This is a genomic window from Cumulibacter soli (assembly GCF_004382795.1).
GTDB lineage: Bacteria > Actinomycetota > Actinomycetes > Mycobacteriales > Antricoccaceae > Cumulibacter > Cumulibacter soli.
The window spans coordinates 87083-111192 of the sequence record NZ_SMSG01000002.1; the positions used below are offsets into that span (position 1 = coordinate 87083).

General features: G+C 65.2%; 22 protein-coding genes and 1 tRNA gene. 4 read left to right on the forward strand and 19 right to left on the reverse strand.

Going from position 1 to position 24110, the window contains the following annotated elements; all coding sequences use genetic code 11:
• Window positions 1-26: 26 nt before the first annotated feature.
• Genes ligA through polA form a run of 7 tightly spaced genes read right to left on the reverse strand, consistent with a single transcriptional unit; the run spans window position 27 to window position 10263 of the window.
• Window positions 27-2078: an NAD-dependent DNA ligase LigA gene (gene ligA / locus E1H16_RS04205; protein WP_134322463.1), complete on the reverse strand. Its 2052-nt coding sequence runs from the start codon at window positions 2076-2078 to the stop codon at window positions 27-29.
• Window positions 2075-2998 carry a nuclear transport factor 2 family protein gene (locus E1H16_RS04210; RefSeq protein WP_134322464.1) on the reverse strand — a complete coding sequence of 308 codons (924 nt, stop codon included), beginning with the start codon at window positions 2996-2998 and terminating at the stop codon, window positions 2075-2077. The genes ligA and E1H16_RS04210 overlap by 4 nt, the downstream gene beginning before the upstream one ends.
• On the reverse strand, window positions 2991-3989 hold the full coding sequence (locus tag E1H16_RS04215) for a uroporphyrinogen decarboxylase/cobalamine-independent methonine synthase family protein (RefSeq protein ID WP_134322465.1): 999 nt from the start codon (window positions 3987-3989) through the stop codon (window positions 2991-2993). The genes E1H16_RS04210 and E1H16_RS04215 overlap by 8 nt, the downstream gene beginning before the upstream one ends.
• Window positions 3986-5071: a tRNA 2-thiouridine(34) synthase MnmA gene (mnmA, locus tag E1H16_RS04220; protein WP_243837655.1), complete on the reverse strand. Its 1086-nt coding sequence runs from the start codon at window positions 5069-5071 to the stop codon at window positions 3986-3988. The genes E1H16_RS04215 and mnmA overlap by 4 nt, the downstream gene beginning before the upstream one ends.
• A 22-nt stretch (window positions 5072-5093) precedes the next feature.
• Complete coding sequence (locus E1H16_RS04225) at window positions 5094-6275, reverse strand: cysteine desulfurase family protein (RefSeq protein WP_166741615.1); 1182 nt, start codon at window positions 6273-6275, stop codon at window positions 5094-5096.
• Window positions 6272-7549, reverse strand: a complete 1278-nt coding sequence (locus tag E1H16_RS04230; protein WP_243837656.1) for an alpha/beta fold hydrolase — start codon at window positions 7547-7549, stop codon at window positions 6272-6274. Before E1H16_RS04230 ends, E1H16_RS04225 begins: the two co-directional genes overlap by 4 nt.
• A gap of 23 nt (window positions 7550-7572) precedes the next feature.
• The gene (gene polA, locus E1H16_RS04235; protein WP_243837658.1) at window positions 7573-10263 is read right to left on the reverse strand and encodes a DNA polymerase I; all 2691 of its coding nucleotides are present in this window, start codon (window positions 10261-10263) and stop codon (window positions 7573-7575) included.
• Between the two features lie 23 nt (window positions 10264-10286).
• Between polA and E1H16_RS04240 the strand changes: the two genes are divergently transcribed.
• On the forward strand, window positions 10287-10742 hold the full coding sequence (locus tag E1H16_RS04240; protein WP_134322467.1) for a PaaI family thioesterase: 456 nt from the start codon (window positions 10287-10289) through the stop codon (window positions 10740-10742).
• 42 nt (window positions 10743-10784) lie between these two features.
• Here E1H16_RS04240 and E1H16_RS04245 read toward each other — a convergent pair whose 3' ends face one another.
• Both E1H16_RS04245 and E1H16_RS04250 read right to left on the reverse strand, forming a co-directional pair.
• Window positions 10785-11333: a GNAT family N-acetyltransferase gene (locus E1H16_RS04245; RefSeq protein ID WP_134322468.1), complete on the reverse strand. Its 549-nt coding sequence runs from the start codon at window positions 11331-11333 to the stop codon at window positions 10785-10787.
• Window positions 11334-11432: 99 nt separating this feature from the next.
• Window positions 11433-12035, reverse strand: a complete 603-nt coding sequence (locus E1H16_RS04250) for an ANTAR domain-containing response regulator (RefSeq protein ID WP_208378850.1) — start codon at window positions 12033-12035, stop codon at window positions 11433-11435.
• Window positions 12036-12135: 100 nt separating this feature from the next.
• Between E1H16_RS04250 and E1H16_RS04255 the strand changes: the two genes are divergently transcribed.
• Window positions 12136-12211, forward strand: a tRNA-Leu gene (locus E1H16_RS04255).
• A gap of 19 nt (window positions 12212-12230) precedes the next feature.
• Window positions 12231-13457, forward strand: a complete 1227-nt coding sequence (locus E1H16_RS04260; RefSeq protein ID WP_134322469.1) for an LCP family protein — start codon at window positions 12231-12233, stop codon at window positions 13455-13457.
• A gap of 81 nt (window positions 13458-13538) precedes the next feature.
• Here the strand turns inward: E1H16_RS04260 and E1H16_RS04265 are convergent, their stop codons facing one another.
• The 7 genes from E1H16_RS04265 to trpC all read right to left on the reverse strand — a co-directional run bounded on the left by E1H16_RS04265 (window position 13539) and on the right by trpC (window position 20537).
• Window positions 13539-14450, reverse strand: coding sequence for an acyl-CoA thioesterase (locus tag E1H16_RS04265; RefSeq protein ID WP_134322470.1), 912 nt, complete (start codon window positions 14448-14450; stop codon window positions 13539-13541).
• A 43-nt stretch (window positions 14451-14493) separates the two neighbouring features.
• Window positions 14494-15906 carry a pyruvate kinase gene (gene pyk, locus E1H16_RS04270; protein ID WP_134322471.1) on the reverse strand — a complete coding sequence of 471 codons (1413 nt, stop codon included), beginning with the start codon at window positions 15904-15906 and terminating at the stop codon, window positions 14494-14496.
• A gap of 113 nt (window positions 15907-16019) precedes the next feature.
• A complete protein-coding gene (locus E1H16_RS04275; RefSeq protein WP_134322472.1) occupies window positions 16020-16706 on the reverse strand; it encodes a class I SAM-dependent methyltransferase in 687 nt (228 codons plus the stop codon).
• Window positions 16707-17735, reverse strand: coding sequence for a prolipoprotein diacylglyceryl transferase (gene lgt, locus E1H16_RS04280; protein ID WP_134322473.1), 1029 nt, complete (start codon window positions 17733-17735; stop codon window positions 16707-16709).
• Window positions 17732-18520 carry a tryptophan synthase subunit alpha gene (gene trpA, locus E1H16_RS04285; protein WP_134322474.1) on the reverse strand — a complete coding sequence of 263 codons (789 nt, stop codon included), beginning with the start codon at window positions 18518-18520 and terminating at the stop codon, window positions 17732-17734. Before trpA ends, lgt begins: the two co-directional genes overlap by 4 nt.
• A complete protein-coding gene (gene trpB, locus E1H16_RS04290) occupies window positions 18517-19731 on the reverse strand; it encodes a tryptophan synthase subunit beta (protein ID WP_134322475.1) in 1215 nt (404 codons plus the stop codon). Before trpB ends, trpA begins: the two co-directional genes overlap by 4 nt.
• Window positions 19728-20537, reverse strand: a complete 810-nt coding sequence (trpC, locus tag E1H16_RS04295) for an indole-3-glycerol phosphate synthase TrpC (protein ID WP_134322476.1) — start codon at window positions 20535-20537, stop codon at window positions 19728-19730. The genes trpB and trpC overlap by 4 nt, the downstream gene beginning before the upstream one ends.
• A 121-nt stretch (window positions 20538-20658) precedes the next feature.
• On the opposite strand from trpC, the gene E1H16_RS18725 reads away from it, so the two are divergent.
• A complete protein-coding gene (locus tag E1H16_RS18725; protein ID WP_243837660.1) occupies window positions 20659-21540 on the forward strand; it encodes an NUDIX domain-containing protein in 882 nt (293 codons plus the stop codon).
• Here the strand turns inward: E1H16_RS18725 and E1H16_RS04310 are convergent.
• From E1H16_RS04310 to hisI, 3 genes are read right to left on the reverse strand one after another with little or no spacing between them, the layout of a single operon-like run.
• Window positions 21537-22175 carry a TIGR02234 family membrane protein gene (locus E1H16_RS04310; protein WP_134322477.1) on the reverse strand — a complete coding sequence of 213 codons (639 nt, stop codon included), beginning with the start codon at window positions 22173-22175 and terminating at the stop codon, window positions 21537-21539. The two genes, E1H16_RS18725 and E1H16_RS04310, sit on opposite strands and share 4 nt — an antisense overlap.
• Window positions 22172-23686 carry an anthranilate synthase component I gene (locus tag E1H16_RS04315; protein WP_134322478.1) on the reverse strand — a complete coding sequence of 505 codons (1515 nt, stop codon included), beginning with the start codon at window positions 23684-23686 and terminating at the stop codon, window positions 22172-22174. The genes E1H16_RS04310 and E1H16_RS04315 overlap by 4 nt, the downstream gene beginning before the upstream one ends.
• A complete protein-coding gene (gene hisI, locus E1H16_RS04320; RefSeq protein ID WP_134322479.1) occupies window positions 23683-24054 on the reverse strand; it encodes a phosphoribosyl-AMP cyclohydrolase in 372 nt (123 codons plus the stop codon). Before hisI ends, E1H16_RS04315 begins: the two co-directional genes overlap by 4 nt.
• Window positions 24055-24110 lie beyond the last annotated feature (56 nt).

Genomic DNA, 24110 nt, shown 5'->3' on the forward strand with positions numbered 1-24110 from the left:
CGACGACTGACGATGTGGCGGCCGAATTACTCGGCGGGCACCTCGCGGTTCAGCAAGTCGCGGAAACCGTCTTCGTCGAGTATCGGCACGCCCAACTCCTCGGCCTTCTTCGCCTTACTCCCGGGAGAATCACCGATCACGACGTACGACGTCTTCTTGCTGACTGAACTAGCCGATTTGCCGCCGCGCGACACGATCGCTTCCTTGGCCTCGTCCCGCGAGAAGCCCGACAGGGTGCCGGTGACCACGATGGACAGCCCCGCAAGGTTCTGCGGCATTCTGGGCGCGTCGGCGGCATCGTCCTGCATCCGCACTCCGGCCGCCGCCCATTTGTCGACGATGGCCCGATGCCAGTCGATCTCCCACCACGCCTTCACCGACTCGGCAATGATCGTGCCGACGCCTTCCACCTCAGCGAGCGTGTCCACATCAGCGGCGAAGATGTCCGGCAGCGAACGGAAATGACTCGCGAGCGCCTGCGCGGCCGTCGGACCCACGTGCCGGATGGACAGCGAGACCAACACCCGCCACAGCGGCTGCTCCTTGGCGGTCTGAAGCGCGCCGAGCAGCATGAGCGCACCGGCGTTCGCGGTGCCGTCCTTCTTGACGAAGAACGGGATCCTACTCAACGCCTCGGCGTCCATCGCGAACAGATCGCCCTCGTCGGTGAGGTCGTCGGAGGTCAACAGCGCCTGAGCCGCTTTGTATCCCAGCCCGTCGATATCGAATCCGCCGCGCGAACCCAGGTAGCTGAGCCGTTCGACCAGTTGGGCCGGGCAGCTGCGCGCATTCGGGCAGCGGATGTCCGCGTCGCCTTCCTTCATCTCGCGCAATTCGGTGCCGCATGCTGGACAATGCGTGGGCATGACGAACTCTCGTTCGCTGCCGTCACGCAACGCCACGACCGGACCGACGATTTCAGGAATCACGTCACCGGCTTTGCGCAACACCACCATGTCGCCGATCAGCACACCCTTGCGCTTGACCTCGTGACCGTTGTGCAAGGTCGCCATCTCCACGGTCGATCCGGCGACCTTGATCGGCGTCATCACGCCGTACGGTGTCACCCGGCCGGTGCGACCGACGTTCACTCGGATGTCCTCCAGCCGAGTGTTCACTTCTTCGGGCGGGTATTTGTACGCCATCGCCCAGCGTGGTGCGCGGCTGGTGGACCCGAGCTCGCCTTGCTGTGCGAGGTCATCGACCTTCACCACGACACCGTCGATCTCGTGCTCGATGTCGTGTCGGTGCTCGCCGTAGTACTCGATGAACTCGCGAACGGCAGCCATATCCCCCAGCACCTTCGCTCGTGACGAGGTGGGTAGCCCTAACGATTCCAGCAGGTCGTACGCCTCCGACTGCGAACGCCACGTCACGCCTCGCGAAGCCCCGATGCCGTGCACGATGAGCATCAAATTACGTTTGGCGGTCTCCGCCGAATCCTTCTGCCGCAGCGATCCAGCCGCGGTGTTGCGTGGATTCGCGTACGGCGGTTTACCGTCCGCGACGAGCCGCGCGTTGAGTGCCTCGAACTCCTCAACCGGGAAATAGACCTCGCCGCGCACCTCCAGCAGCTCGGGGATGTCCTTACCTCGCAAGCGGGCAGGCACATTGCGTACGGCGAGCACGTTATTCGTGATGTCCTCGCCGACCCGCCCATCGCCTCGGGTGGCACCGCGGGTCAGGCGGCCATTCTCGTAGACGAGGTCGACGGCGAGCCCATCGATCTTCAGTTCGCAGAGATACTTGGCATCCGAGCCGATCGTCCGGGTGACCCGATCGGCCCAGGCCTGCAACTCCTGCTGGTTGAACACGTTGTCGAGGGAGTACATCCGCTGCAAATGCTCGACCGAGGCGAAACTGGACGAGGCGTAACCGCCGACTCGCTGCGATGGTGACGCATCGGTGACGAGATCGGGAAAGGTCTGTTCGATATCGAGCAGTTCCTGAAATAGCGCGTCGTATGCCGCATCGCTGACGGTCGGCGCATCCTGTTCGTAGTACCGCCGCTGGTGCTCGGTGATTTCAGCGCTGAGCTCGGCGTGCCGCTCAGCACCCTGGGTCGGGTCCATCGTCATGCCCGCCTCCGGTTGCCGGTGAGGTCTTCAGGGTGAGGGGTATGCAGCGCGCTGCGCTCAGCGGCCAGTGTGCTGTAGCCGGCCGCCACGTAAGCGAACTCCTCGAGTTCGGTGCTCTCGCGCAGTTGCATATGGTACGAGCGGATCTGGCCGATCAGGTCGTCCTCGAAGACGTACCACTCCATACCGCGTGTGACGATGCGATCCGCTGAGCCGTCCGGATTCCAGAACATCGACCATTCGATCACAGCCTCGTCACCGCGGGCGATGATGCTGTCGGTGACCCAACGGGCATTGATCAGCTGTGCCACCTTTCGCCAGTAGCGCGCCAGGTGCTCACGTCCGGCGACAGGCCTCGAACCCACGTTGGGCTGCAAGAAGTAGTGCACGACATCCTCGGTGAAGTACCCCATCAATGCATCAACGTCGGCCGCTGTGCAGGCGTCGTAATAGCCGGCTATCGCATTCAGGCGCTCGGCCGGCGCGCCGCTGGTGATCGCAGGGCGTACTGCGGCGTCCACGCCCGTGTAATCGAAACCGTCCAGGTCGCTGGGCTGCCCGACTTGGTGGTACGAGCGAATCTGCGCGATTTCGGTTGCCTGTGGCGTCAGTTCGATCCATTCGCTCCCGCGCCGTACCTGCGGTGACCCCGAGGAGTCACTGAGCCACATCGTGTATTCCACGCCGACATTGGTGGCTTCGGTAATGATGCGGTCAACGCGCCACCGGGCCTGCTGCTGGGTGGCTGCTGCGGCCGCTTGGGTGGCGAGCTGCGCGGCGGAGCGAATCGGCGTCGACTGCGCGCTCGGACCGAGCGAGTAGTGGGTGAAGTCGTCGGCGAGCAGCGCCCGGATCGCTGGCACGTCGGCGGCATTGCACGCGTCGTACAGCGCGAGAACGAGACTTTCGGGCTCAGGCATCGGATACCTCCGGTGAGTCACGGACCTTCTTCGCGACCGCGCTCATCGCGCGGGTGGTCGCCAGCGCGGCCGCCCAACTCGCAGATGCCAGGCCGCAGTCGCTCGTGATGCCGATCCGGGACGCTACCTCTGCCGCCGGGATCCCCGCGATATCAGCGATCCGCCGAGCGTTCTCAGCCCACGCGTCGATCCGCGACGGATTCGGTGTGATCGCTGCCGGAACCACGCCCGCGTAGAGCACCAAGCCGTTATCAACCGCTTCGCCCAGGTCGTCGTACGAGTCGGATTCCAGTAGCGACGCATCGAATAGAACTCCGCTGACACCCGCGGTACGCAGCAAGGTGAACGGCACCTTCGGCGCGCACGAGTGCAGCGCGACGGCGACGCCGGCACGTTCGATGACGTGCTGGATTCCGTCGCCGACATCGTGACGTCCGACAGGATCGATACGCGCGGCGCCGCTCGCGGTCGGCACGCTCCCGGCGAGGACGGCGCTCAGCGACGGTTCGTCCAGTTGCAGTACGACGTCGGCTGCCGGCACGCGGCGGCGGATCTCACCCACCAAGGCGGCCGCGCCTTCGGCCAACGAGTCACGCACGTCGCGCACGGCCCCGAGGTCGGTCAGTACGCGGTGCCCGTTCGGCAGTTCGAGGCTCGCAGCCAATGTCCACGGACCCGCTAAGGCGACCTTCAGCGGCCCGGCGTACTCGGCGGCCGTGATCTGGAGGGCATCGAGGTCCCACGACCAGAAGTCATTCGCCCGCCGCATGTCGATGCCGTTGCGTCGGGTGAGCCGCCAGGCCGACGGGTGAAGCTCGACCGGTAAATCCAGCAGTCGTGCTGCCGTGCGGCCGATGAGGTCAGCGCCGGGGCCACGCGCCGGGAGCTCAGCCAGGTATGGGATCTGCAGATCCTCGCTAAAGGGCATCGCAATCGCATCACGCACCGTCGTCCCCGGCAGTGAACCGACGCCGGTCGTGGCCACGCTCATGCGTGAGCTGCGGAAATGGTCGCCGATCCGACCACCCTGTCGTCGTCGTACAGCACGACCGCCTGTCCCGGCGCGATACCGCGCGCAGAGGTCAGCAGGCCGATGAGCAGATTCCCGTCGGCGTCGATCTCGGCGGTGGCTTCGGCCATGCCGCCATGTGCACGCATTTGCACGACGCCGCGCCACGGGAACGCCGGTGCCGTACCGCCGGTCCACACCGGACGCTGCGCGGTGACGGTGGTGACTTCGAGCGCGTCAGCGGTGCCGACTGTGATCCGGTTGTCGACCGGCTCGATGCTCAGCACGTAGCGGGGCTTACCGTCATTCACCGGGTTCGCTAGTCGCAGTCCCTTGCGCTGCCCGATGGTGTAGGCGTACGCGCCCTGATGCTCACCGACGACCTCGCCGCTGTCCGAGTCAACGATGTCCCCCGGCCGGTCGCCCAACTGTGAGCGCAAGAAGCCCATCGTGTCACCGTTGGAGATGAAGCAGATGTCATGCGAATCGGGCTTGTCGGCGACGGCTAGACCGCGTTCGGCGGCCTCCGCACGTACCTGTTCCTTGGTGGTGTCACCCAGCGGGAACATCGCGTACCGCAACTGCTCGGCGGTGAGGACCGCCAGGACGTACGACTGGTCCTTCGCGTCGTCGACCGACCGCGCCAGGTGCGGAGTGCCGTGCTCGTCCACGTTCAGTTTGGCGTGGTGACCGGTCACCACCGCGTCGAAGCCCAGTGCGCGAGCGCGGTCCAACACGGCTGAAAACTTGATCTTCTCGTTACAGCGCAGGCATGGGTTAGGCGTGCGCCCCGCGGCGTACTCGGCGACGAAGTCATCGATCACGTCTTCGCGGAACTGTTCGGCCAGATCCCATACGTAGAACGGGATGCCGAGCACGTCGGCAGCGCGGCGAGCGTCGCGGGAGTCTTCGATGGTGCAACAGCCGCGTGAACCCGCCCGCACCGCTTCTGGCGTTTGGGACAGCGCGAGATGGACGCCGGTCACATCATGACCGGCGTCGACGGCACGCGCGGTCGCAACTGCTGAGTCGACGCCGCCGGACATCGCTGCAAGGATCTTCACAATCGTTGAATTCTACCCTCGTTCAGCGTCGGTTTCCGCTGGCCAATCGCGCGCGGTCGATCGCATCGGGCAGGGCGTGTAGCAGTCGCTCAATGTCCTCGGCAGACGTCGTACGTCCCATCGAGATGCGGATGCTCTGTTTAGCTCGTCGTTCGTCGCCGCTCATAGCCAGGATGACGTGACTGGGTTCAGAAACGCCCGAGGTGCACGCCGAACCGGTCGAGACATCGATGTGCGCGGTGTCCAGCAGCATCAGCAGCGCGTCGGCGTCCGCGCCGGGCACGTGCAGATTAAGGATGCCCGGATGCGTCGTTGCCGGCTCGTATTCGGCATGGCCATTGATATGCACCTCCGGCAGGCGGGCCGCGCCGTTCGCGAGTTGATCGCGTAGCCTCCCCAGTCGCGCTGCCTCGGCGACGCGTTCGGATTCGGCTTCAAGGATCGCCGTACCGAAGCCGACGATGTTGGCTACAGCGAGCGTGCCGGAGCGAATTCGACGTTCCTGGCCGCCGCCATGCGAGGTCGGCTGCGGGGTGAAGGACCGTTGTGCCAGCAGTGCGCCGATGCCCTGCGGTCCGCCGATCTTGTGTGCCGACAGGGCTACAGATGCGGCGCCGAGCGTTGCGAAGTCGATCGGTACTCGCCCGAGCGCCTGCACGGCATCAACGTGCAAGGTGACCCCGGCTGAGGCGCAGATCGACCCAATGCTGTTGATATCGGTGATGGTGCCGACTTCGTTATTGATCCACATGAAGGCCGCGAGCGCGACCGGATGCTCGGTGAGGATCGCGCGAACGGAGTCCGGCAGCGGCGACCCCGCGGAGTTCACGATCGCCCAGTGGGCCGTCGCATTCTCGTTGTGCTGCAGGTGGCGTACGGCGTCATGCACCGCGGGGTGCTCGGCCGGCGAAGTGAGGATCCCGCCCGCATCCTGGACCCGGGCGCGATACCCGCCGATCACGGCGAGATTGTCTGCCTCGGTGGCCCCGCTGGTAAAGATGACCTCCACCGGATCAGCGCCCGTGGCCCGCGCGGTGTTCTCGCGGGCCTGTTCGACGAGCTGGCGGGCGCGCCGCCCGGCCGAATGTAGCGATGAGGGATTGCCGACATCACGCATGACCGCTGACATCGCCTCGATCACGCTCTCTCGGATCACGGTCGTGGCCGCGTGATCGAGATATACCTCCGCCTCTGGGTCTGTCACGCCATTCCTCGGCTCATCGCCTCCAGGCGCTCGAACACGCCGACGTCGGCGCGCAGCCCGTCGTGTTCGTACTGATTGGTGACCCAGGCTCGCACTCCAGGCACCCGCCGCGCGACGTCCAGCGAGGCGTCAGCGTCGACATACATATCGTCGTAGTACACCGCCGCGGCCACCGGGACCTCGTTGTGCGCGAGCTGCTCGGCGTCATACAACGCGCCCCAGTCGTCCTTTCGGTGCAGTTCGTCGGCAATCGCGGCGTACGGCGCCATCCCCGGTATATCCGTGAACCGCCAGCGTTCCATCATCTCGCCGGTGAACAGCGGACGCGGCGCATCGGCAGCCAGCACCGGCAGTTCTGCGCGGGTGCGGGTGGCTGCCCATTGGCTCGCGCCTGCTGTGTCGCAGTAGATCGCCTCCTGCAGCAGGGCGTAGAGGGGCTTGTCCGCGACGTCGGTGCGAGCGGCGACCTCGGCGAGGAACCCCGCCGTGGCCTCGCCGCCATGCAGCGCCTGCTCAAGCAGATAATGCACTGAGGCGAACCCGTCGCTGCGCCCGAAGTCGATTCCGACGCCCAACAGTCTTTCGCGGGTCAGGGCGCCACCGTCCGGTAGTCGTAGTTGTGGCGTGAGGTGACGCAGCAGTTCGTCCAGTCGGGCGCGGTCGGCCGGGAATTTCGAGAAGTACGTGCCGTTCTTCGCCAGCACTCGCAACCAGGTGCGCCGGTACACGTCCTCGGCGCTCAGCCCGATCGGCGGGATGCCGCCGGTGACGAGGCATCGCTTCAGGCCGTGCGGGGCGAAGGAGAGATAGCTGAACGTGCAGAATCCGCCATAGCTCTGCCCCAGTGTCGTCCACTGGGCTCCGTCGGCCACCTGATCACGAAAAAGTTCAGCATCTGCGACGATCGAATCGGCTCGCATCTGCGCCACGTAATCCGTAGCGCCCACCACTCCGCCGCGAGCGCGCAGCAACGTGGGGCCAATCGGCGTCGAGAGGCCTGTGCCGCGCTGGTCGAGCAGCAGCACCCGGTACCGCTTCAACGCCGCGTCCAGCCAGCCGCCGCGCGTGGTGGGCCGTGGCGATGCGCCGCCAGGACCGCCTTGTAGGAACAACAGCCACGGCAACTGCTGCGGAGTGTCGTGTTCGGCGCCGACTACTTCTCGCGCGTACACCTCGATGGTTTCGTGCCCGGACGCCGCAGCGTGATCAAGCGGCGCGCGCACCGAGTGATCTGCCGCGCGGATGCCCGGCGCGATCGCCACATAATCGGTCACAGTGAGCCTTTCTCCCGAGCCCGCTAGTGAGCGGCGTCTTCCCAGTTGTCTCCGACGCCGACCGAGACCTCCATCGGTACGTCGAGTGTTGCCGCGGCCGCCATTTGTTCGCGGACAATCCGCTCGACCACATCGCGCTCGCCCGCGGCGATCTCCAATACGAGTTCGTCGTGCACCTGCAGCAGCACCCGCGAGGACACCCCGGCGTCCTGCAAGCTGCGCTCTACGCCAAGCATCGCCACTTTGATGATGTCGGCGGCCGAACCCTGGATCGGCGCGTTAAGCGCCATCCGCTCGGCCATTTCCCGCCGCTGCCGATTATCGCTGGTCAGATCCGGCAGATAGCGTCGGCGACCCATGATCGTCTGGGTGTAGCCCGATACGCGTGCCTCCTCCACGACGTCACGCAGGTAGTCGCGGACCCCGCCGAAGCGCTCGAAGTACGCGTCCATCTGCTCACGAGCCTCTGCCGGCGTGATCCGCAATTGCTGCGAAAGTCCGTATGCCGACAGGCCGTATGCCAGCCCGTAGGACATTGCCTTGATCCGACGGCGCATTTCAGGGTCAACGTCTTTAACGTCGATCCGGAACGCGCGGGACGCGACGAAAGTGTGCAGGTCCTCGCCGGAGGTAAACGCTTCGATCAAGCCCTCATCGCCGGATAGGTGGGCCATGATCCGCATCTCGATCTGGCTGTAGTCGGCGGTCATCAGGGACTCGTATCCACGCCCCGGCACGAATGCGCGCCGGATCTGCCGGCCCTCAGCGGTGCGCACGGGGACGTTCTGCAGGTTCGGGTCCGTTGAGGACAGCCGACCGGTTGCGGCAACCATTTGCTGGAACGTGGTGTGGATTCGGCCGGCATCGTCAGCGAGCGGAATCAAACCGTCGACCACGGTGCGTAACCGGCTGATGTCGCGATGACGCATCAAACTGACCAGGAACGGATGTTCGGTCTGCTCGAGCAGACTCTGCAGCGAGTCGGCATCCGTGGTGTACCCGGTCTTGATCTTCTTGGTCTTCGGCAATCCGAGTTCGTCGAACAGCACGACCTGCAACTGTTTCGGCGAACCAAGGTTGATCTCGTGACCGATCACCGAATACGCCTCCGAGGCGACCTGTTGTACCTCCTGAGTGAACTGTTTCGAGAGCTCATCGAGATAGTCGCCGTTGATCGCGATCCCGCGGACTTCCATATCTGCCAGCAATCTAGCCAGCGGGAGTTCAAGGTCGTCCAGTAGTGCGTGCGCGCCGCGCTGCTGGATTTCAGGCTCCAGCACCCTCGCTAATTGCCCGGTGGCGACGGCTCGCGAAATCTGTTCGGCCGCGATCGCGTCATCGGCCTCCTCCTCGCCGCCATCGAGGGTGAGCTGGGCGGCGCCCGAGCCGCTCTCGGTTTGCAGGTCGCGGTGCAGGTAGGCCGCAGACAGTGCGCCTAAGTCGAACGTGCGTCGGCCCGGATTTACCAGGTATGCCGACAGCGCGGTGTCGCCGGCTACGCCGGCCAGTTGCCAGCCGCGGGCGGTGACCGCGAGCATCGGGCCCTTCACATCGTGGATGATCTTCGGGCTATCGGCGTCGGCCAACCAGTCCGCGAGCGCCTGTTCGTCGGCGGGATCCATCGTGCTGCTGGTGATGTCGGCGTACGCCGCGACCTCGCCGGTGCTCAACGCGATACCGGTTAGTTCGCCGGTGCCGCGGCCCCACTGTCCGCGGAACGACACCGCGGTGGGGCCCGCACCGACGTGCGCGCCAAGCCAGTCAGCCACCTCACCGGGCTCGATCGTGGCCACCTCGACCTCGATCGCTTCGGCGGTGACGGGTTCGTCGGCGGCGAGGACGGCGTTGAGCCGGTCACGGATCTGTCCGCGGAACTGCAACTCGTCGAAGATCTTGTTCAGTGCGCCGGCGTCCACCTGCGCGATGAGCGCGTCAGCCGGTGCCAGTGGCAGCTCCAGGTCGTCCATCAGCCGGTTGAGCGAAAAGTTGCGCTCGACGTCCGGCAGATGATCGCGCAGCGACTGGCCGGCTTTGCCCTTGATCTCGCCGAGGTGCTCGATGATCCCGTCGATCCCGTCGTACGCCGTGATCCATTTCGCCGCTGTCTTCGGTCCGACGCCCGGCACTCCAGGCAGGTTGTCGGAGGTTTCGCCGACCAGCGCAGCGAGGTGCCGGTAGCGGCTGGCCGGCACACCGTATCGGTTGACCACTTCCTCGTTGTCGATCCGTGACAGCACTGAGACGCCCTGCTTGGGGTAGAGCACGGTCGTGGTGTCGTCCACCAGTTGGAAGGCGTCGCGGTCACCGGTACAAACCAGAACCTGCATACCGTCGGCGCGCGCCTGCCGAGTGAGCGTGGCGAGGATGTCGTCGGCCTCGAAGCCCTCCTTGGTCAGCCACGGGATACCCATCGCGTCCAGCACATCCTGGATCAACGAGACTTGTCCCTTGAACTCGTCCGGCGACTTCGAGCGATTCGCCTTGTATTCGCCGTACGCCTCGGTACGGAAGGACACTCGCGAGAGGTCGAACGCAACCGCGACATGGGTCGGTTCCTCGTCTCGCAATAGGTTGATCAGCATTGAGGTAAAGCCGTAGACGGCGTTCGTCGACTGCCCACCGGTGGTCTGGAAGTTTTCCGCGGGTAACGCGAAGAAGGCGCGGTAGGCCAGGGAATGTCCGTCAAGGAGTAGCAGTCGCTTCTGATCGCTCACGTCCTCGAGTCTAGGGTTGCGTCATGACAAGCGTTGCACCCACTGATCCTGGTTACACCCCGCACCCGCCGCCGTCGCATTTCGGACAGCGGACCGTGCCCGAGGGCCAACTCGATGCCAAACTCGGGATCGAGTACCTCGATTACAACCCCAATCATGTCGTGGCGCGGATGCCGGTCGCCGGAAATCTGCAGCCGTACGGTCTGATGCACGGCGGCGCGTCCGCGGTACTCGCTGAGGGTTTGGGCTCCACGTGCGCGGCGCTCAACGCCGCCCCCGGCGAGGTGTGCGTGGGCGTACAGGTGCTGGCCAACCATCACCGCGCTGCGCGCGCCGGCGTCGTGACCGGCGTGGCGACCCCGATCCACATCGGCCGTTCGTTGAAGACCGTGCAGATCGAGATCACCAATGAGGACGGCTCGCTGGTGTGTACGGCTCAACTGACCGCGATGGCGCTGCCCAAGGCCCCTGGCGCGTAAGGCTTCGCGTTACTGGTCGGCACCCGATGCGGTGCCGGCCGGTTAGGGGCTTGCGTTGCGCCGACGGGACGTCACCGGGCGCGCGAGGCCCAACGTGCGCCGTAACGTGCTGACCGGGGCGATCCGGCGCTGGACGACAGGGGTGAACCCGAGTTTCGCGAAGTAGCGGTTCACGTCGCGGGCTTCGGTCCACAACCCGATGACGACGCTCTCTGCACCGAGTTCGTCGGCGAATCGAGTCACGTCGCCGAGCATCGCGCTGCCCACCCCTCGGTGGCGGCGATCATCGAGCACGAACAAGTAGTGCACGTACACAGCCGGTCGCCCGATCAGCGTGCTGAACAGGTCCTCGGACATGACGGCGAGCCCGACGACCTGATCGTCGGTGGGATCAACCGCCAGGATCGTACGGAATTCAGGGTGGTTCAGCACGGCGCCGAATTGCGGTGGCGGACCGGTCGGCGAGTCCAACATCAACTTTGCCCCGGACGTCAGCAGCCCATCGGTGCTGATTTCGGCGTTGGCGATGGCGGTGACCAGCGCTTCGTCGGCGGCTACCGCTTCGCGGATGAGTACCGTCGCTCGGGGCATGCCGTTCCTCCTCCCCCGTTGTCGGCTGTGGTGCGCGGGGGTGCGCGGAGTCGAGGCTACCGGCCGACGCCGCCCGGTGTACGAAGAATCAGCGCCCTATCAGCGGCCCTTGGAGTGATCTAGGACGGCCTCGGCAACGGCCTTCATCGTCGTACGCCGCTCCATGGCCTGCTGCTGAATCCACCGGAAAGCGGCAGGCTCGGTAAGTTTGTGCACGGTCATCAAGTACCCCTTGGCGCGATCGACTAGCTTCCGCGTCTCGATGAGGTCATTGAGGTCGCCGATCTCGGTTTCCAGTGCGCGCCGCTCGGCGAACCGCGCGTACGCCATCTCGATCGCCGGCGCCAAATCGGACTGCGAGAACGGCTTGGTGAGATACCCCATCACACCTGCCTTCAGGGCCCGGTCGATGAGTTCGCGCTGACTGAACGCCGACAGGATCACGATCGGCGCGATTCGGCGCTCACCGATGATTTCAGCGGCGGTCAGACCGTCGACATGCGGCATCTTCACGTCCAGCACGATCAGGTCGGGGCGTAACTGCTCGGCCATATCGATAGCTTCCTGGCCATCGCGTGCTTCACCGACGACCTCGTACCCCTCATCGCGGAGCATCTCGCACAGGTCAAGACGAATCAACGCCTCGTCCTCGGCGACTAGCACTCGGCGGTGCGGTCTGTCGTTCTCGTGCTCGCTGTGCACCAGTGGCCTGTCCTCGCTATGGGCGTGTGTCAGTGCTGTTTCGCCATTCGCTACTCTAATAGTCCGCTGCTGAAGTGATTACACTAAGGCAGTCAGACACGGCCCCGTAGCCCAACGGCAGAGGCACAGTGCTCAAACCACTGCAAGTGTCGGTTCGAATCCGACCGGGGCTACCAAGAACAGTTAAGGCGTTGCATGACGCATCCTGAGGACCAGGACCGCACGCGCGAACTTCCTGCCTACCTCGACCCTCGCGGCGTCGATCAGCCCACAGAGCGGTACCGGGGTGCGGCGTACGACCCACGTGTCGATCATCACCGCCCGGCCGCCGACCAACCCACGCAGGTATATCCGCCGGCGGCGCAGCAGCCGCCGGCGCAGCGCTCGCCCTATCAGCCGGCCGCGCAGCCACCGGGCGCGTACCCGCCCGGTGGGTCACCCACCGGTGGTGACGACGTACCGCCGCGGAAGCGGAAACGGCGCGGCTGGAAGATTTTCGGGTCCGTGGTGCTAGTGCTCGTAGTGGCTATCGCGGGATTCGTGATCTACCTCGACACATCGCTCAACCGCGAGGACATCCTCGCCGATTATGACGGTCGGCCCGCCGATACACCGGGGGTGACGTGGCTACTGGTCGGCTCGGACTCGCGCGAAGATCTGACCGACGAGCAGAAGGACGAACTCGCCACGGGCGATGCCGAGGGCAAACGGACCGACACGATCATGCTGCTGCATATCCCGGATTCTGACGCGCCGCCGTCGCTGATCAGTCTGCCGCGGGACACGCTGACCGACATACCCGATTACGGGCAGCAGAAGCTGAATGCGGCGTTCGCGTTCGGTGGTGGCTCGTTGCTGGCGCAGAGCGTCGAAGGGCTGACCGGGCTGCGCATCGATAGGTACGCCGAGATCGGGTTCGGCGGGTTCGCTGGCATCGTGGACGCCGTCGGCGGCGTCGAGATGTGCCTCGACGAGCCGATGAATGACCCACTGGCCGGCTTGGACCTAGAGGCTGGATGTCAGACGCTCAACGGGTCGCAGGCGCTCGGGTACGTGCGTACCCGAGCCAGCGCCAATGCCGATCTCGATCGCGTGCAGCGTCAGCGCGAGTTCCTGTCCGCGCTGTTGTCCGAGGCCGCCAGCTTCGGCACGCTGATCAACCCGTTCACGTCGGTGCCGCTTGCCCTCGAGGTCGCCGACACCCTCATCGTCGATGATGACGTGCACCTGTGGCACCTTGCCTCGATGGGGCTCGCGATGGGCTCCGGCGACCTGGTGACGACGACGGTGCCGGTTGCGGCGACGCCGACGCTGCCGGAGGTCGGCTCGGTGGTCCAGTGGGACGACGCTGCGGCTACCGCAATGTTTGATGCGATTCGCGCCGATGAGGCGATCCCCAGCGAATTGATCACCACCGAGTAGCCAGCTTCCTAGATCCTGCGGTGTTTTCGCGCACGGTAATCGCAACGTATCGCGCGCGAAACCACCGTAGATCTACAACTGCTAGCCCAGGCGGCGGACCAGGCCTTCCTGCGCGGTCGTGGCGATTAACCGGCCATCCTGCGACCAGATCTGCCCCTGGCAAAAGCCCCGGGCGCGCCCTCCGGTCGTGGAGGTGGATTTGTAAAGCAACCACTCATCGGCGCGGAAGGGTCGGTGAAACCACACCGCGTGATCCAGACTGGCGCCGAGCACCTCACCCCGCGCCCAACTGACTCCGTGCCGGCTCACCGACGAGTCCAGAAGCGTCATATCGCTGGCATACGTGAGCGCACAGATGTGCAGAAACTTGTCGTCGGGCAGGACGCCGTCGACCTTCATCCAAATCTCGTTGAACTCTTCGTCCGTCGCGCGCGTACGCTCCCACGGCGGCGTGGAGATGTAACGCAACTCGACCGGTCGCGGCAGTTTAGCGCCCTCACCGAGCAGTTCTTCCTTACCAGCGATCCGCTCGCGGTACGTCGGCAACTCATCCGGGCCGACGACCTCCGGCATCGTGACCTGGTGTTCGAACGAACCCTCCTCGGGGATGCAGAACGACGCCGACAACGTGAAGATCGGCTTACCGTGCTGAATCGCCTCGACCCGGCGTGCGCTGAACGTACGGCCGTCACGGGTGCGATCGACGTGATAGATGATCGGGATCTCCGGGTCGCCCGGGCGAAGGAAATACGAGTGCAGCGAATGAACGTCGTACTCCTGCCCCACAGTGCGTCCCGCGGCAACGAGCGCCTGTCCGGCGACCTGGCCGCCAAAGGTCCGTTGCAACGTGACCGCCGGGCTCAAGCCGCGGTAGAGATCCTCTTCGAGCTTCTCCAGATCAAGCAGTTTGACGAGCATGTCGACGGCCAACTGACCATCCTGGCCGGGTGCGGCGGCATGACGCAGCGCCGAAAGCTCCTGAGGTTGAGACATTACCCGATACTAACGCCGCGGCTTTGTCTCAAATCGCCCCGGATCAGTCCTCTCCGATGCGGTGGATCCGAATCAGGTTCGTCGCTCCCGAGCGGCCCGGCGGACTGCCGGCAACCATCACGATCAGGTCCTTGCTGTCGTTCAGACCCAACTGCCGGACGGCGATGTCGACCTGGGCGATCATCTCGTCGGTGTGCTGCACCGGTTCGACGATGAAGGTCCGGATCCCCCAACTCAGCGCGAGCTGATTGCGCACTTTCTCGATCGGGGTAAACGCAAACACCGGGATCCGAGAGTGCAGTCGGGCAAGCCGTCGCACCGTGTCGCCGGACTGGGTGAAGGCCGCGATCGCGGACGCGTCCACCGCGTCGGCGACATCGCGGGCCGAACGCGCCATGATGCCCGCGTTGGTGCGTGGCTTCGTCCGCAGTACGGGGACCTCGATATCGCCTGACTCAGCGGCTTGGATGATGCGAGACATGGTCCGCACCGCCTGCACCGGGTAAGCGCCGACACTGGTCTCCCCCGACAGCATGACCGCATCAGCGCCGTCGAGTACGGCGTTCGCGACATCCGACGCCTCGGCCCTGGTCGGCCGCGAATGCGTGATCATCGACTCGAGCATCTGCGTCGCCACAATCACAGGCTTGGCCTTCTCGCGGGCGAGCTGGACGGCGCGTTTCTGCACCAACGGCACCTGCTCCAACGGCAACTCGACGCCGAGATCGCCGCGCGCAACCATGATGCCGTCGAAGGTCTCGACGATCGCCTCGAGTTCGTCGACGGCTTCCGGCTTCTCCAGTTTGGCGATGACCGGGATCAAGATCCCTTCGGCGCGCATGATGTCGCGGACCAGATCGGCGTCCTGCGCCGACCGCACGAATGACAGGGCAACGAAGTCGACACCGAGGTGTAGCGCGAACCGCAGGTCCTCGGCGTCCTTCTCACTCAGCGCCGGCACCGACACGTCGATCCCCGGCAGAGACAGGCCCTTGTGATCGGAGACCTTTCCGCCCTCCAGAACCCGCACGTGCACGTCGTTGCCATCGACGGTCACCACTCGAACCGCGATATTGCCGTCATCGATGAGCAGTCGATCGCCAGGCTTGACGTCGTTCGCGAGATCCCGATAGGTGGTGCCGATTCGCTTGGGCTCGCAGGCGCCTGCGTCCGTGGTGATGACGACGTCATCCCCCGTCGCCCACAGCACCGCCCCGTCGCTGAACTTCCCGAGTCGGATCTTGGGGCCCTGCAGATCGGCTAGGACGCCAACGATCCTGCCGGTAGCGGCGGCGGCCGCGCGTACGTTGTCGTAGTTGCGCTGGTGGTCGGCGTGCGTGCCATGGCTGAAGTTCATCCGGGCGACGTCCATCCCGGCTTCCGACAGCGCGGTGATCTCCTCCAGAGATCCACTCGACGGGCCTAGGGTGCATACGATCTTCGCGCTTCTGTTCACTCTTTGAAGCCTATGCTCCTAGCACCCGAAGTGCCGGATGCAGCACCGAGCGTTCAGCCACTGTTTCAACTCACCGCACCTTGTAGAGGACGTACCGCGCGAGCGGTATGTGACTAGAAGGTCTTGTGCCACAGGTTGACGGCGTAGTCGACGTACAGGCCGCTGTGTTCGCTCAGGAACGCAGCGGCGTCACGCTCGTTGAATTCGATGCGCACCACCCGCTCGAGATCGCTGCGGGTCTCGAACCGCCAGCCCATCTGCACGGGCTGACGCTGCCATCCGCGGACGGAGAAGAAGTTCTCCACTACGCCTGGCCGGTAGTTGGTCCACGCGCGTCGACACCAGGACCCGAACGTGGAGGTGGTCAGGTCGTTATCGATCAGGAAGGCGGTACCGCCGCGGCGCATCACCCGATCTAGTTCGGCCAGGCCCGGTTCGCATCCCGGACCGAAGAAGTACGCCCAGCGCGCGTGTGCGAAGTCCACCGACGCCTCCGCTACCGGCAATTCCTGCGCGGTGCCACGACGCACCGCGACGTTCGACAGGTGTGCGGTACGGCGCCGCGCGGCCGCCAGCAACGGCGGATGTGGCTCCACCCCGACGACCTGGGCAGCGTGGGCGGCGAACTTCGGCAGGTAGAACCCGGTGCCGCAGCCGATGTCGAGCACCGTCGAGGACGCCAACGGATGCCTACTGGTCAGTTCCGCCCACAGTCGCCCGTCGGGGTCGAGGGCGCGGTTCTCCAGCTCGTACACCGCCGGGCTGTGCCAGATATTCGGCGACGGGATGACGCCGCGCATTTACTCGGTGCGACGACCTGCGTCGTCGCTCGAATCCTCGCTACTGCGCTCGCCGCTGTCATCTTCAGCGTCATCGTCAACGTCCTCGGCGGTGGAATCCTGATCTGGTTCGTCGTCCACGACGTTATCGCCGCCGACCGGCGCGTACTTGGTCGGGTTCCCATCCGCGTCCACGAATGCCGCGCGGTCATCGGTGTACGGCGTGGCCTCTCGGGTGCCTTTCACCAGGATCAGGTAGGCGACAGCGAGGACGCCGACCAGCAGCGAGGTCCACACATTGAGGCGCTGGCCGAAGATCAACTCGGCTGGGTCAGAACGCATCTGCTCGATGAAGAACCGGCCGAGGCAGTAGAGCCCGACATACGCGGCGAACACGCGTCCGCGTCCCATCCGCAGATGCTTGTCCAGCAGCAGCAACGCCACGAAGACCAGCAGGTTCCAGACGAGTTCGTACAGGAACGTCGGCTGATAGATACCAATGACGACCGCGACCCCGTTGTCATCGGTGATCGCGTGGCCGCTCTCGTCAAGCCGGTGGATCTCCAGACCCAACCAGCCGCTTGTTTCACCGCCGTACAGCTCGTTGTTGAACCAGTTGCCCAGCCGTCCGACCGCCTGAGCCAGGATGAGTCCCGGCGCGAGCGTGTCAGCGATGGAAGACATCCGAAATCCCGAGCGGCGAGCTGCGATCCATGCGCCGAGCGCGCCGAACGCGATGGCGCCCCAGATCCCGAGGCCGCCTTCCCAGATATACAGGGCTTTGACGATGTCACCGTTCTCACCGAAGTACGCGTCCGGCGAGGAGAAGACATGATAGAGCCGGCCGCCGATGATGCCGAATGGCACGGCCCAGATCGCTAGATCGAGGATTTCGCCGGATTTGCCACCGCGCTCGATCCACCGGCGCGAGGAGATCCAGATCGCCAGCACGATACCGAGCAGGATGCACAGGGCGTATGCCCGCAATGGCAGCCCGAACACGTCGATCTGGTTCTGGGTGGGACTGGGGATCGTAGCCAGTAGCGTCATGCCGAACCGGTTGCCTCTCGTAGGGACCGCACCAGCGCGCTGGCCTGCTCAAGGCCTTCGTCGATCGCGCTCACCAGTGCAGAGCCCACGATAACCGCATCGGCGTACGAGGCGATTTCGCGCACGTGCTCCGGTGTGCGTACACCCAGCCCGACGCCAATTGGCAGGTCGGTGCATTCGCGGGTGCGGGCCACCAGGCGCGGCGCCAACTGTCCGATTTCGGCGCGCGCACCGGTGACCCCCATCGTCGATGCGGCGTACACGAACCCGCTGCACGAATCGACGGTCATCTGCAATCGTTCCGGGGTGGATGATGGCGCGACCAGGAAGATCCGGTCGAGTCCATGCGTCGTGCTGGCGGCGATCCACTCGTCCGCCTCGTCCGGGATCAGGTCCGGGGTGATCAGGCCGCGACCGCCGGCGTTTGCCAAATCACGCGCGAAAGCATCTACTCCGTACCGAGTCACCGGCGCCCAGTAGGTCATCACGACCGGGACACCACCGTGCTCGGACGCCGCCTCGACGATCCGCAACATATCGGTGATCTTGGTGCCGTCGGCCAACGCGCGGTCGGCTGCCGCCTGCACTGTTGGTCCGTCCATCACGGGATCGGAGTACGGCATGCCGACTTCGACAATGTCGCAGCCGCCGTCGATTACAGCCCTGAAGGCGTCCGCGCTCTGGGCGCGATTTGGAAACCCGGCAGGCAGATAGCCGATCAGCGCGGCCCGCTTTTCCGAGCGCGCCGCTGCGAAGACATCCGCGAGAGAACGTGCGTTGCTCATGTTGTTCGGGTAACTCCGATCACGTCAAACCACGCACCGGCGGTGGCGACATCTTTGTCACCACGGCCAGACAGGTTCACCAGCAACGTGGCGTCCGGGCCGAGTTCTGGTGCCAGCGCGACGGCGCCGGCGAGCGCGTGCGAGGACTCGATAGCCGGGATGATGCCCTCGGTACGGCAAAGCAACGAGAAGGCGTTCATCGCCTCGGTATCGGTCACCGGCAGGTAGGTCGCGCGGCCGGTGTCCTTCAGATAGGAGTGTTCTGGTCCTACCCCCGGATAATCCAGGCCGGCAGAGATCGAGTGTGACTCACGGGTCTGTCCGTCCTCGTCCTGCAGCACGTAGGACTTCGAGCCGTGCAGTACGCCGACGGACCCCTTCGTCAGGGTCGCTGCCGTGCGGTCGGTCTCCGCGCCGTCCCCGGCCGCCTCCAACCCGTACAGCCGCACTCCCTCGTCGTTCAGGAATCCGGCGAAGATGCCGATCGCGTTCGAGCCGCCGCCGACGCACGCCAGAACGGCGTCCGGTAGCGCCCCGAACTCGTCCAGGCACTGCTGGCGGGCTTCTTGGCCCACCACGGAGTTGAAGTCACGCACCAGCATCGGGAATGGGTGTGGTCCGCCTACCGAGCCGATGCAGTAGTGCGTGTAGTCGACCGTGCTGACCCAATCGCGAAATGCCTCGTTCATCGCATCCTTGAGGGTGCGCGAACCGGCACGTACCGCGACGACCTCGGCACCGAGCAAGCGCATCCGGGCCACGTTCAGGGACTGTCGATCGGTATCGACCTCGCCCATATAGACGGTGCATTCCAGGCCCATCAGCGCCGCCGCGGTCGCCGTAGCTACGCCATGCTGACCAGCGCCGGTCTCGGCTATCAGCCGTGTCTTGCCCATCTTCTTGGTCAGCAACGCCTGACCGAGCACGTTGTTGATCTTGTGTGCGCCGGTGTGGTTGAGATCTTCGCGCTTGAGCAGTACCCGGCAGCCCACGTGCTCGGAGAAGCGCTTGGCTTCATACAGCAGGCTCGGACGTCCGGCGTAACCGCGCAGCAGTTCGTCGTACTCAGCGATGAACTCGGGGTCGACCTTGGCTTTCTCGTAGAACTCGGTGAGTTCCTCGATGGCGGCCACGAGTGCCTCGGGAATGAAACGTCCACCGAACGGGCCGTAATAGCCGCGCTGGTCCGGTACGGAGTTACCGATGATCATCTGCAGTTTCCTGGGGTTGCGGGATGCTCGCCGGCGGTGACCAGCGCGGCGACGGCTTGCCTGGGATCACCGGACTGAACGAGACCCTGTCCGACCAGCACGGCGTCCGCGCCGGCCTTGGCGTAAGTGATCAGATCGTGCGGGCCGCGCACGCCCGACTCGGCAATCTTCACCACGTTGCTGGGAAGTCCCGGCGCGATCCTCTCGAAGGTGGAGCGATCGACGTCGAGGGTTTTGAGGTTGCGGGCGTTGACCCCGATCACGCTGGCACCGGCCGCGATCGCGCGGTCGGCTTCTTCTTCGTCGTGTACCTCCACCAGGGCGGTCATACCCAGTGATTCGACTCGCTCGCGCAACCCGACGAGGGTGTGCTGATCCAACGCGGCGACGATCAACAGCACGATGTCCGCACCGTAGGCGCGTGCCTCGTGTACTTGATACGAAGAGACCACGAAATCCTTGCGCAGCACGGGGATCGACACGTTCTTGCGTACGGCGGCCAGATCGTCGAGTGATCCGTTGAACCGACGCTGTTCGGTGAGCACGCTGATCGCTCGTGCGCCACCGGCTTCATATTCGGCGGCGAGATGCGCCGGGTCGGCGATATCGGCCAACGCTCCGGCCGACGGGCTGGCGCGTTTGACTTCCGCGATCACGGCAACGCCGGGACGCTTCAGTTCGTGGTACGCGTCGATCGCGGTCCGAACGGACTTACAGCGGGCCTTGAGGTCGTCCAACGAGGTCTGCGCTTGTCGAACCGCGACGTCCTCGCGCACACCCGCGATTATCTCGTCGAGAACAGTCACCTGAAGACCCCCCACCCGTCTAGTCCTACAAACAGTAACTAGTGCGGTTGGCCCGCGCGCATCCACCCGTACCAGCGGGCTCTGGTAGACAGGTGCTAGGCACCGCTCGAAGGGACTACTGGTGGACTTCTCGCAGATCGCGCGCACCGCAGAAGACGTCGAGTTGCGCCCGCACGCCGGTGCCACCGACACGTTCGAACTGCTACATCGATCTAATTCGCTGGGTAACTGCCGGATCGAGGTGCGCGACGGTACAGTCGCGCGGCTGCACTGGGACCTGGGCGACGGGTCGATCAACGCGCATGCCGCCGCGATGCGCACGCTCGTCAACGCGTTGTACGTCGATTCCTCGGCTAGTCGGATCGAGGTAGTCATCGATCACCAGGATCGCCACGAGACACAGGTAGCGATGCGCACCGGGTTGCGCCGCGAGGGAATCATGCGCGGTGGGCTCCAGCGCTGCGGTGCGCTCCTGGACGGCGCGCTGTTCGCGAGCCTGGCCAGTGACCCCACACCGCAGGATGCCGGCGGTTTCACCTACATGCTGGATTCGGTCATGCCGCTCAAGCGGCTGATCTCGCACGTGGTGATGACCGATCCGGGCGGCCGGATCCTGTTGTGCAGGACGACGTTCAAGAAAGACTGGGAACTCCCCGGCGGGATCGTGGAGCCCGGCGAGGCACCCGCGTTGGCCGGGCAGCGCGAGGTGGCCGAGGAGATCGGTCTCGAGTTGCCGGTTTCGCGCCTGTTGGCAGTGGACTGGCTGCCGCCATACCTCGGCTGGAGCGACGCGATTGAACTGCTGTACGACGGTGGCGAACACCCGGTCGACCTGCCGGAGCGGCTCGAGTACGACACCCGGGAGATCCTCGAGGCGCAGTGGTTCTCGATCGAGACGATTACCGACGTGGTGTCACCATTGAACGCGCGGCGGCTGCCCCTGCTCGTGCCGAGCAGGCCCGCGGGAACGCTTCATCTGGAGAACGGCTCGCTGACCCGTTAAGTCGGGTCCTCGCCTCGATCCAGCGACTTCCATAGGTCGCGATCGCGCGCCTGCGGATCGTCGTCGACAACCTTGGCCCGGCTCCCCGCGGCTGCCGACGGGCGGTCGTACTTCGAACTCATCAACGCCATACCGCGGCTGATGAGCAGCAACACCGCCGCGATCAGCGCGCAGGCCAGACCGACGAACGCCACCGGGATAGCCAACGTGGACTCCTCCGGCGCTTGATCGATCACGTGCCGCACCCCATCAGCGATCATGCTGGCTTCGTGTTCATCGGCGGGCATCGTCTGCCACTGCACGATTAATACCGCAGTGATCACCGCGATCACGGCGGCGACGACGGCGATGATTCGTCGTCCGAGCCTCTTGGTGGCCAGGACCGCAACGACGGCCGCCAACATGATGAATCCGGCTGCCGTCACCATCGGTACCGCCGTCGAACCGCTGATGGCGTACGCCAGCGGGGGCAGCGGTTGCTCGCGCTCGACGGTGGTCACCGACCACATCAGCGCCGATGACCACAGCAATGCCGCTCCTGCGAGCACGAGCAACGCGAGGATGATCATCAATCGGGCACGCGCAGCCCCACTGTGGCGCGCCGGTTCCTGGTGCTCGCGTTCGGCAGCGGTCATTGAGGGCCCACTGCACGCAGCCGAGACGCGGTCTGCACGGCTGCCAGCGGCGCACGCGCCTTATTCTGCGTCTCCAACTCCTCCAGGCGCGGTTCGGAGTCCGCGACAATTCCCCCCGCGGACTGCACGTAAGCCTTGCCGTCCTTCAACAACGCGGTCCGAATGCAGATCGCCATATCGAGGTCTCCCCCGGCCGACAGATACCCGACCGCACCGCCGTAAATACCGCGACGGACCGGTTCGAGGTCGTCGATGATCTGCATCGCGCGAACCTTCGGCGCGCCGGTCAGCGTGCCGGCCGGGAAGCAGGACAGCAGTACGTCGAAGGCGTCTTTATCGGCAGACACCTCGCCGACGACGGTCGAGACGATGTGCCACACGTGGCTGTAGCGCTCGATCGCGCCGAGTTCGGTCACCTTTACCGATCCGGGCGTGCACACGCGGCCGAGGTCGTTACGCGCGAGGTCAACGAGCATGACGTGCTCGGCTCGTTCCTTCGGATCGCTCATCAACTCGTCCGCGAGCGCCTGGTCGCGTTCGGGGGTATCGCCGCGTTTGCGGGTGCCGGCGATGGGGTGCAGTACGGCCTCGCTGCCTTGAACGGTCACCAGGGCTTCCGGGGAACATCCGACGATGTCGAAACCGTCCGCGCGCACCAGGTACATGTACGGCGACGGATTCAGCAGACGCAGAACGCGGTAGACGTCGATCGCTTCGACGTCCGTGGTGACCTCGAACCGCTGACTGATCTGCACCTGGAACACGTCGCCGTCCACGACGTGTTTGAGCGCCTCACGGACCGCGGGCTGGTATTCACCTTCGGGCGTGTTCGAGCGCACTTCCACATCGGCGCCGTCGGTTTCTTCCAGCAACGCCACCGGCGCGGGTCGGGCCAGATCCGCAGTCATCTTGTCGAGCCTGCGCAAGGCATCGTCGTACGCCGCATCGACCTGCGCGCTGCTCATCTGAGGGCTGACGAACTCGGTGGCCACCAGCATGACCGTTCCGTCGTGATGATCAACGACAGCGAGGTCGGAGACCAGCATCATCGACAACATCGGGATCCCGAGATCGTCGACGGCCTTGTCACCGACCGGTTCGATCAGTGTCGCGACGTCGTACCCGAGGTAACCCACGAGCCCGCCGGCGAGCGCCGGAAGATCATCGTCATGCGGCGAGCGGATCGCTCGCCAGGTCTGGGCCAGGACATCCAACACGTCGCCCTGCGTCGGGGCTCCCGGGGGCGGGGTACCCGTCCAGACGGCCTTACCACCGGACTCGCTGAGCGTCGCGGTGGCGCGCACGCCGACGAAGGAGTAGCGCGACCACGCGTGGCCGCGTTCGGCCGATTCGAGCAAGAACGTGCCGGTGCCGCCGGCTAGTTTGCGGTACACACCCAGGGGGCTCTCGCCGTCCGCCAGCAGGGTGCGGGTGACCGGGATGACCCGGTGAGTGGCCACCCGCGCACCGAATTCTTCGCGCGTAGGGGTTATCGCGCCGATCCGGCTCATGCGGACACCTCGAGCGAACCGGAATCGAAGCAGGTCATGTCACCGGTGTGGCAGGCGGGGCCGACCTGATCGACCCGCACCAGCAACGTGTCGCCATCGCAGTCCAGCGCGACCGAACGGACGTATTGCACGTGCCCGGACGTCTCGCCCTTCACCCAGTACTCCTGGCGGCTACGCGACCAGTAGGTGGCACGGCCGGTGGTGAGCGTGCGATGCAACGCTTCGTCGTCCATCCAGCCGACCATCAGCACCTCGTTGGTGTCATGGTTTTGGACGACTGCGGGGACGAGGCCGTCGGCGTCTCGCTTCAACCGCGCGGCAATGGCGGGCTCAAGCGCGGCGCGCTCGGCTGGGATTCGGGCAGACATGCCGTCTATTCTCGCAAGTCCGCCAAAAGGCCGCCGCCGCGCCCTGTCGGGGCGCG

Bases quoted from the DNA above. Each gene is read 5' to 3' on its own strand.
- E1H16_RS04245 (WP_134322468.1), bottom strand. From the start codon at position 11,333: ATGCCCCGAGCGACGGTACTCATCCGCGAAGCGGTAGCCGCCGACGAA.
- E1H16_RS04260 (WP_134322469.1), top strand. From the start codon at position 12,231: ATGACGCATCCTGAGGACCAGGACCGCACGCGCGAACTTCCTGCCTAC.
- E1H16_RS04215 (WP_134322465.1), bottom strand. From the start codon at position 3,989: ATGAGCGTGGCCACGACCGGCGTCGGTTCACTGCCGGGGACGACGGTG.
- E1H16_RS04265 (WP_134322470.1), bottom strand. From the start codon at position 14,450: ATGTCTCAACCTCAGGAGCTTTCGGCGCTGCGTCATGCCGCCGCACCC.
- hisI (WP_134322479.1), bottom strand. From the start codon at position 24,054: ATGTCTGCCCGAATCCCAGCCGAGCGCGCCGCGCTTGAGCCCGCCATT.
- ligA (WP_134322463.1), bottom strand. From the start codon at position 2,078: ATGACGATGGACCCGACCCAGGGTGCTGAGCGGCACGCCGAGCTCAGC.
- E1H16_RS04240 (WP_134322467.1), top strand. From the start codon at position 10,287: ATGACAAGCGTTGCACCCACTGATCCTGGTTACACCCCGCACCCGCCG.
- E1H16_RS04315 (WP_134322478.1), bottom strand. From the start codon at position 23,686: ATGAGCCGGATCGGCGCGATAACCCCTACGCGCGAAGAATTCGGTGCG.
- E1H16_RS04310 (WP_134322477.1), bottom strand. From the start codon at position 22,175: ATGACCGCTGCCGAACGCGAGCACCAGGAACCGGCGCGCCACAGTGGG.
- E1H16_RS04210 (WP_134322464.1), bottom strand. From the start codon at position 2,998: ATGCCTGAGCCCGAAAGTCTCGTTCTCGCGCTGTACGACGCGTGCAAT.
- E1H16_RS04275 (WP_134322472.1), bottom strand. From the start codon at position 16,706: ATGCGCGGCGTCATCCCGTCGCCGAATATCTGGCACAGCCCGGCGGTG.
- lgt (WP_134322473.1), bottom strand. From the start codon at position 17,735: ATGACGCTACTGGCTACGATCCCCAGTCCCACCCAGAACCAGATCGAC.
- trpB (WP_134322475.1), bottom strand. From the start codon at position 19,731: ATGATCATCGGTAACTCCGTACCGGACCAGCGCGGCTATTACGGCCCG.
- trpA (WP_134322474.1), bottom strand. From the start codon at position 18,520: ATGAGCAACGCACGTTCTCTCGCGGATGTCTTCGCAGCGGCGCGCTCG.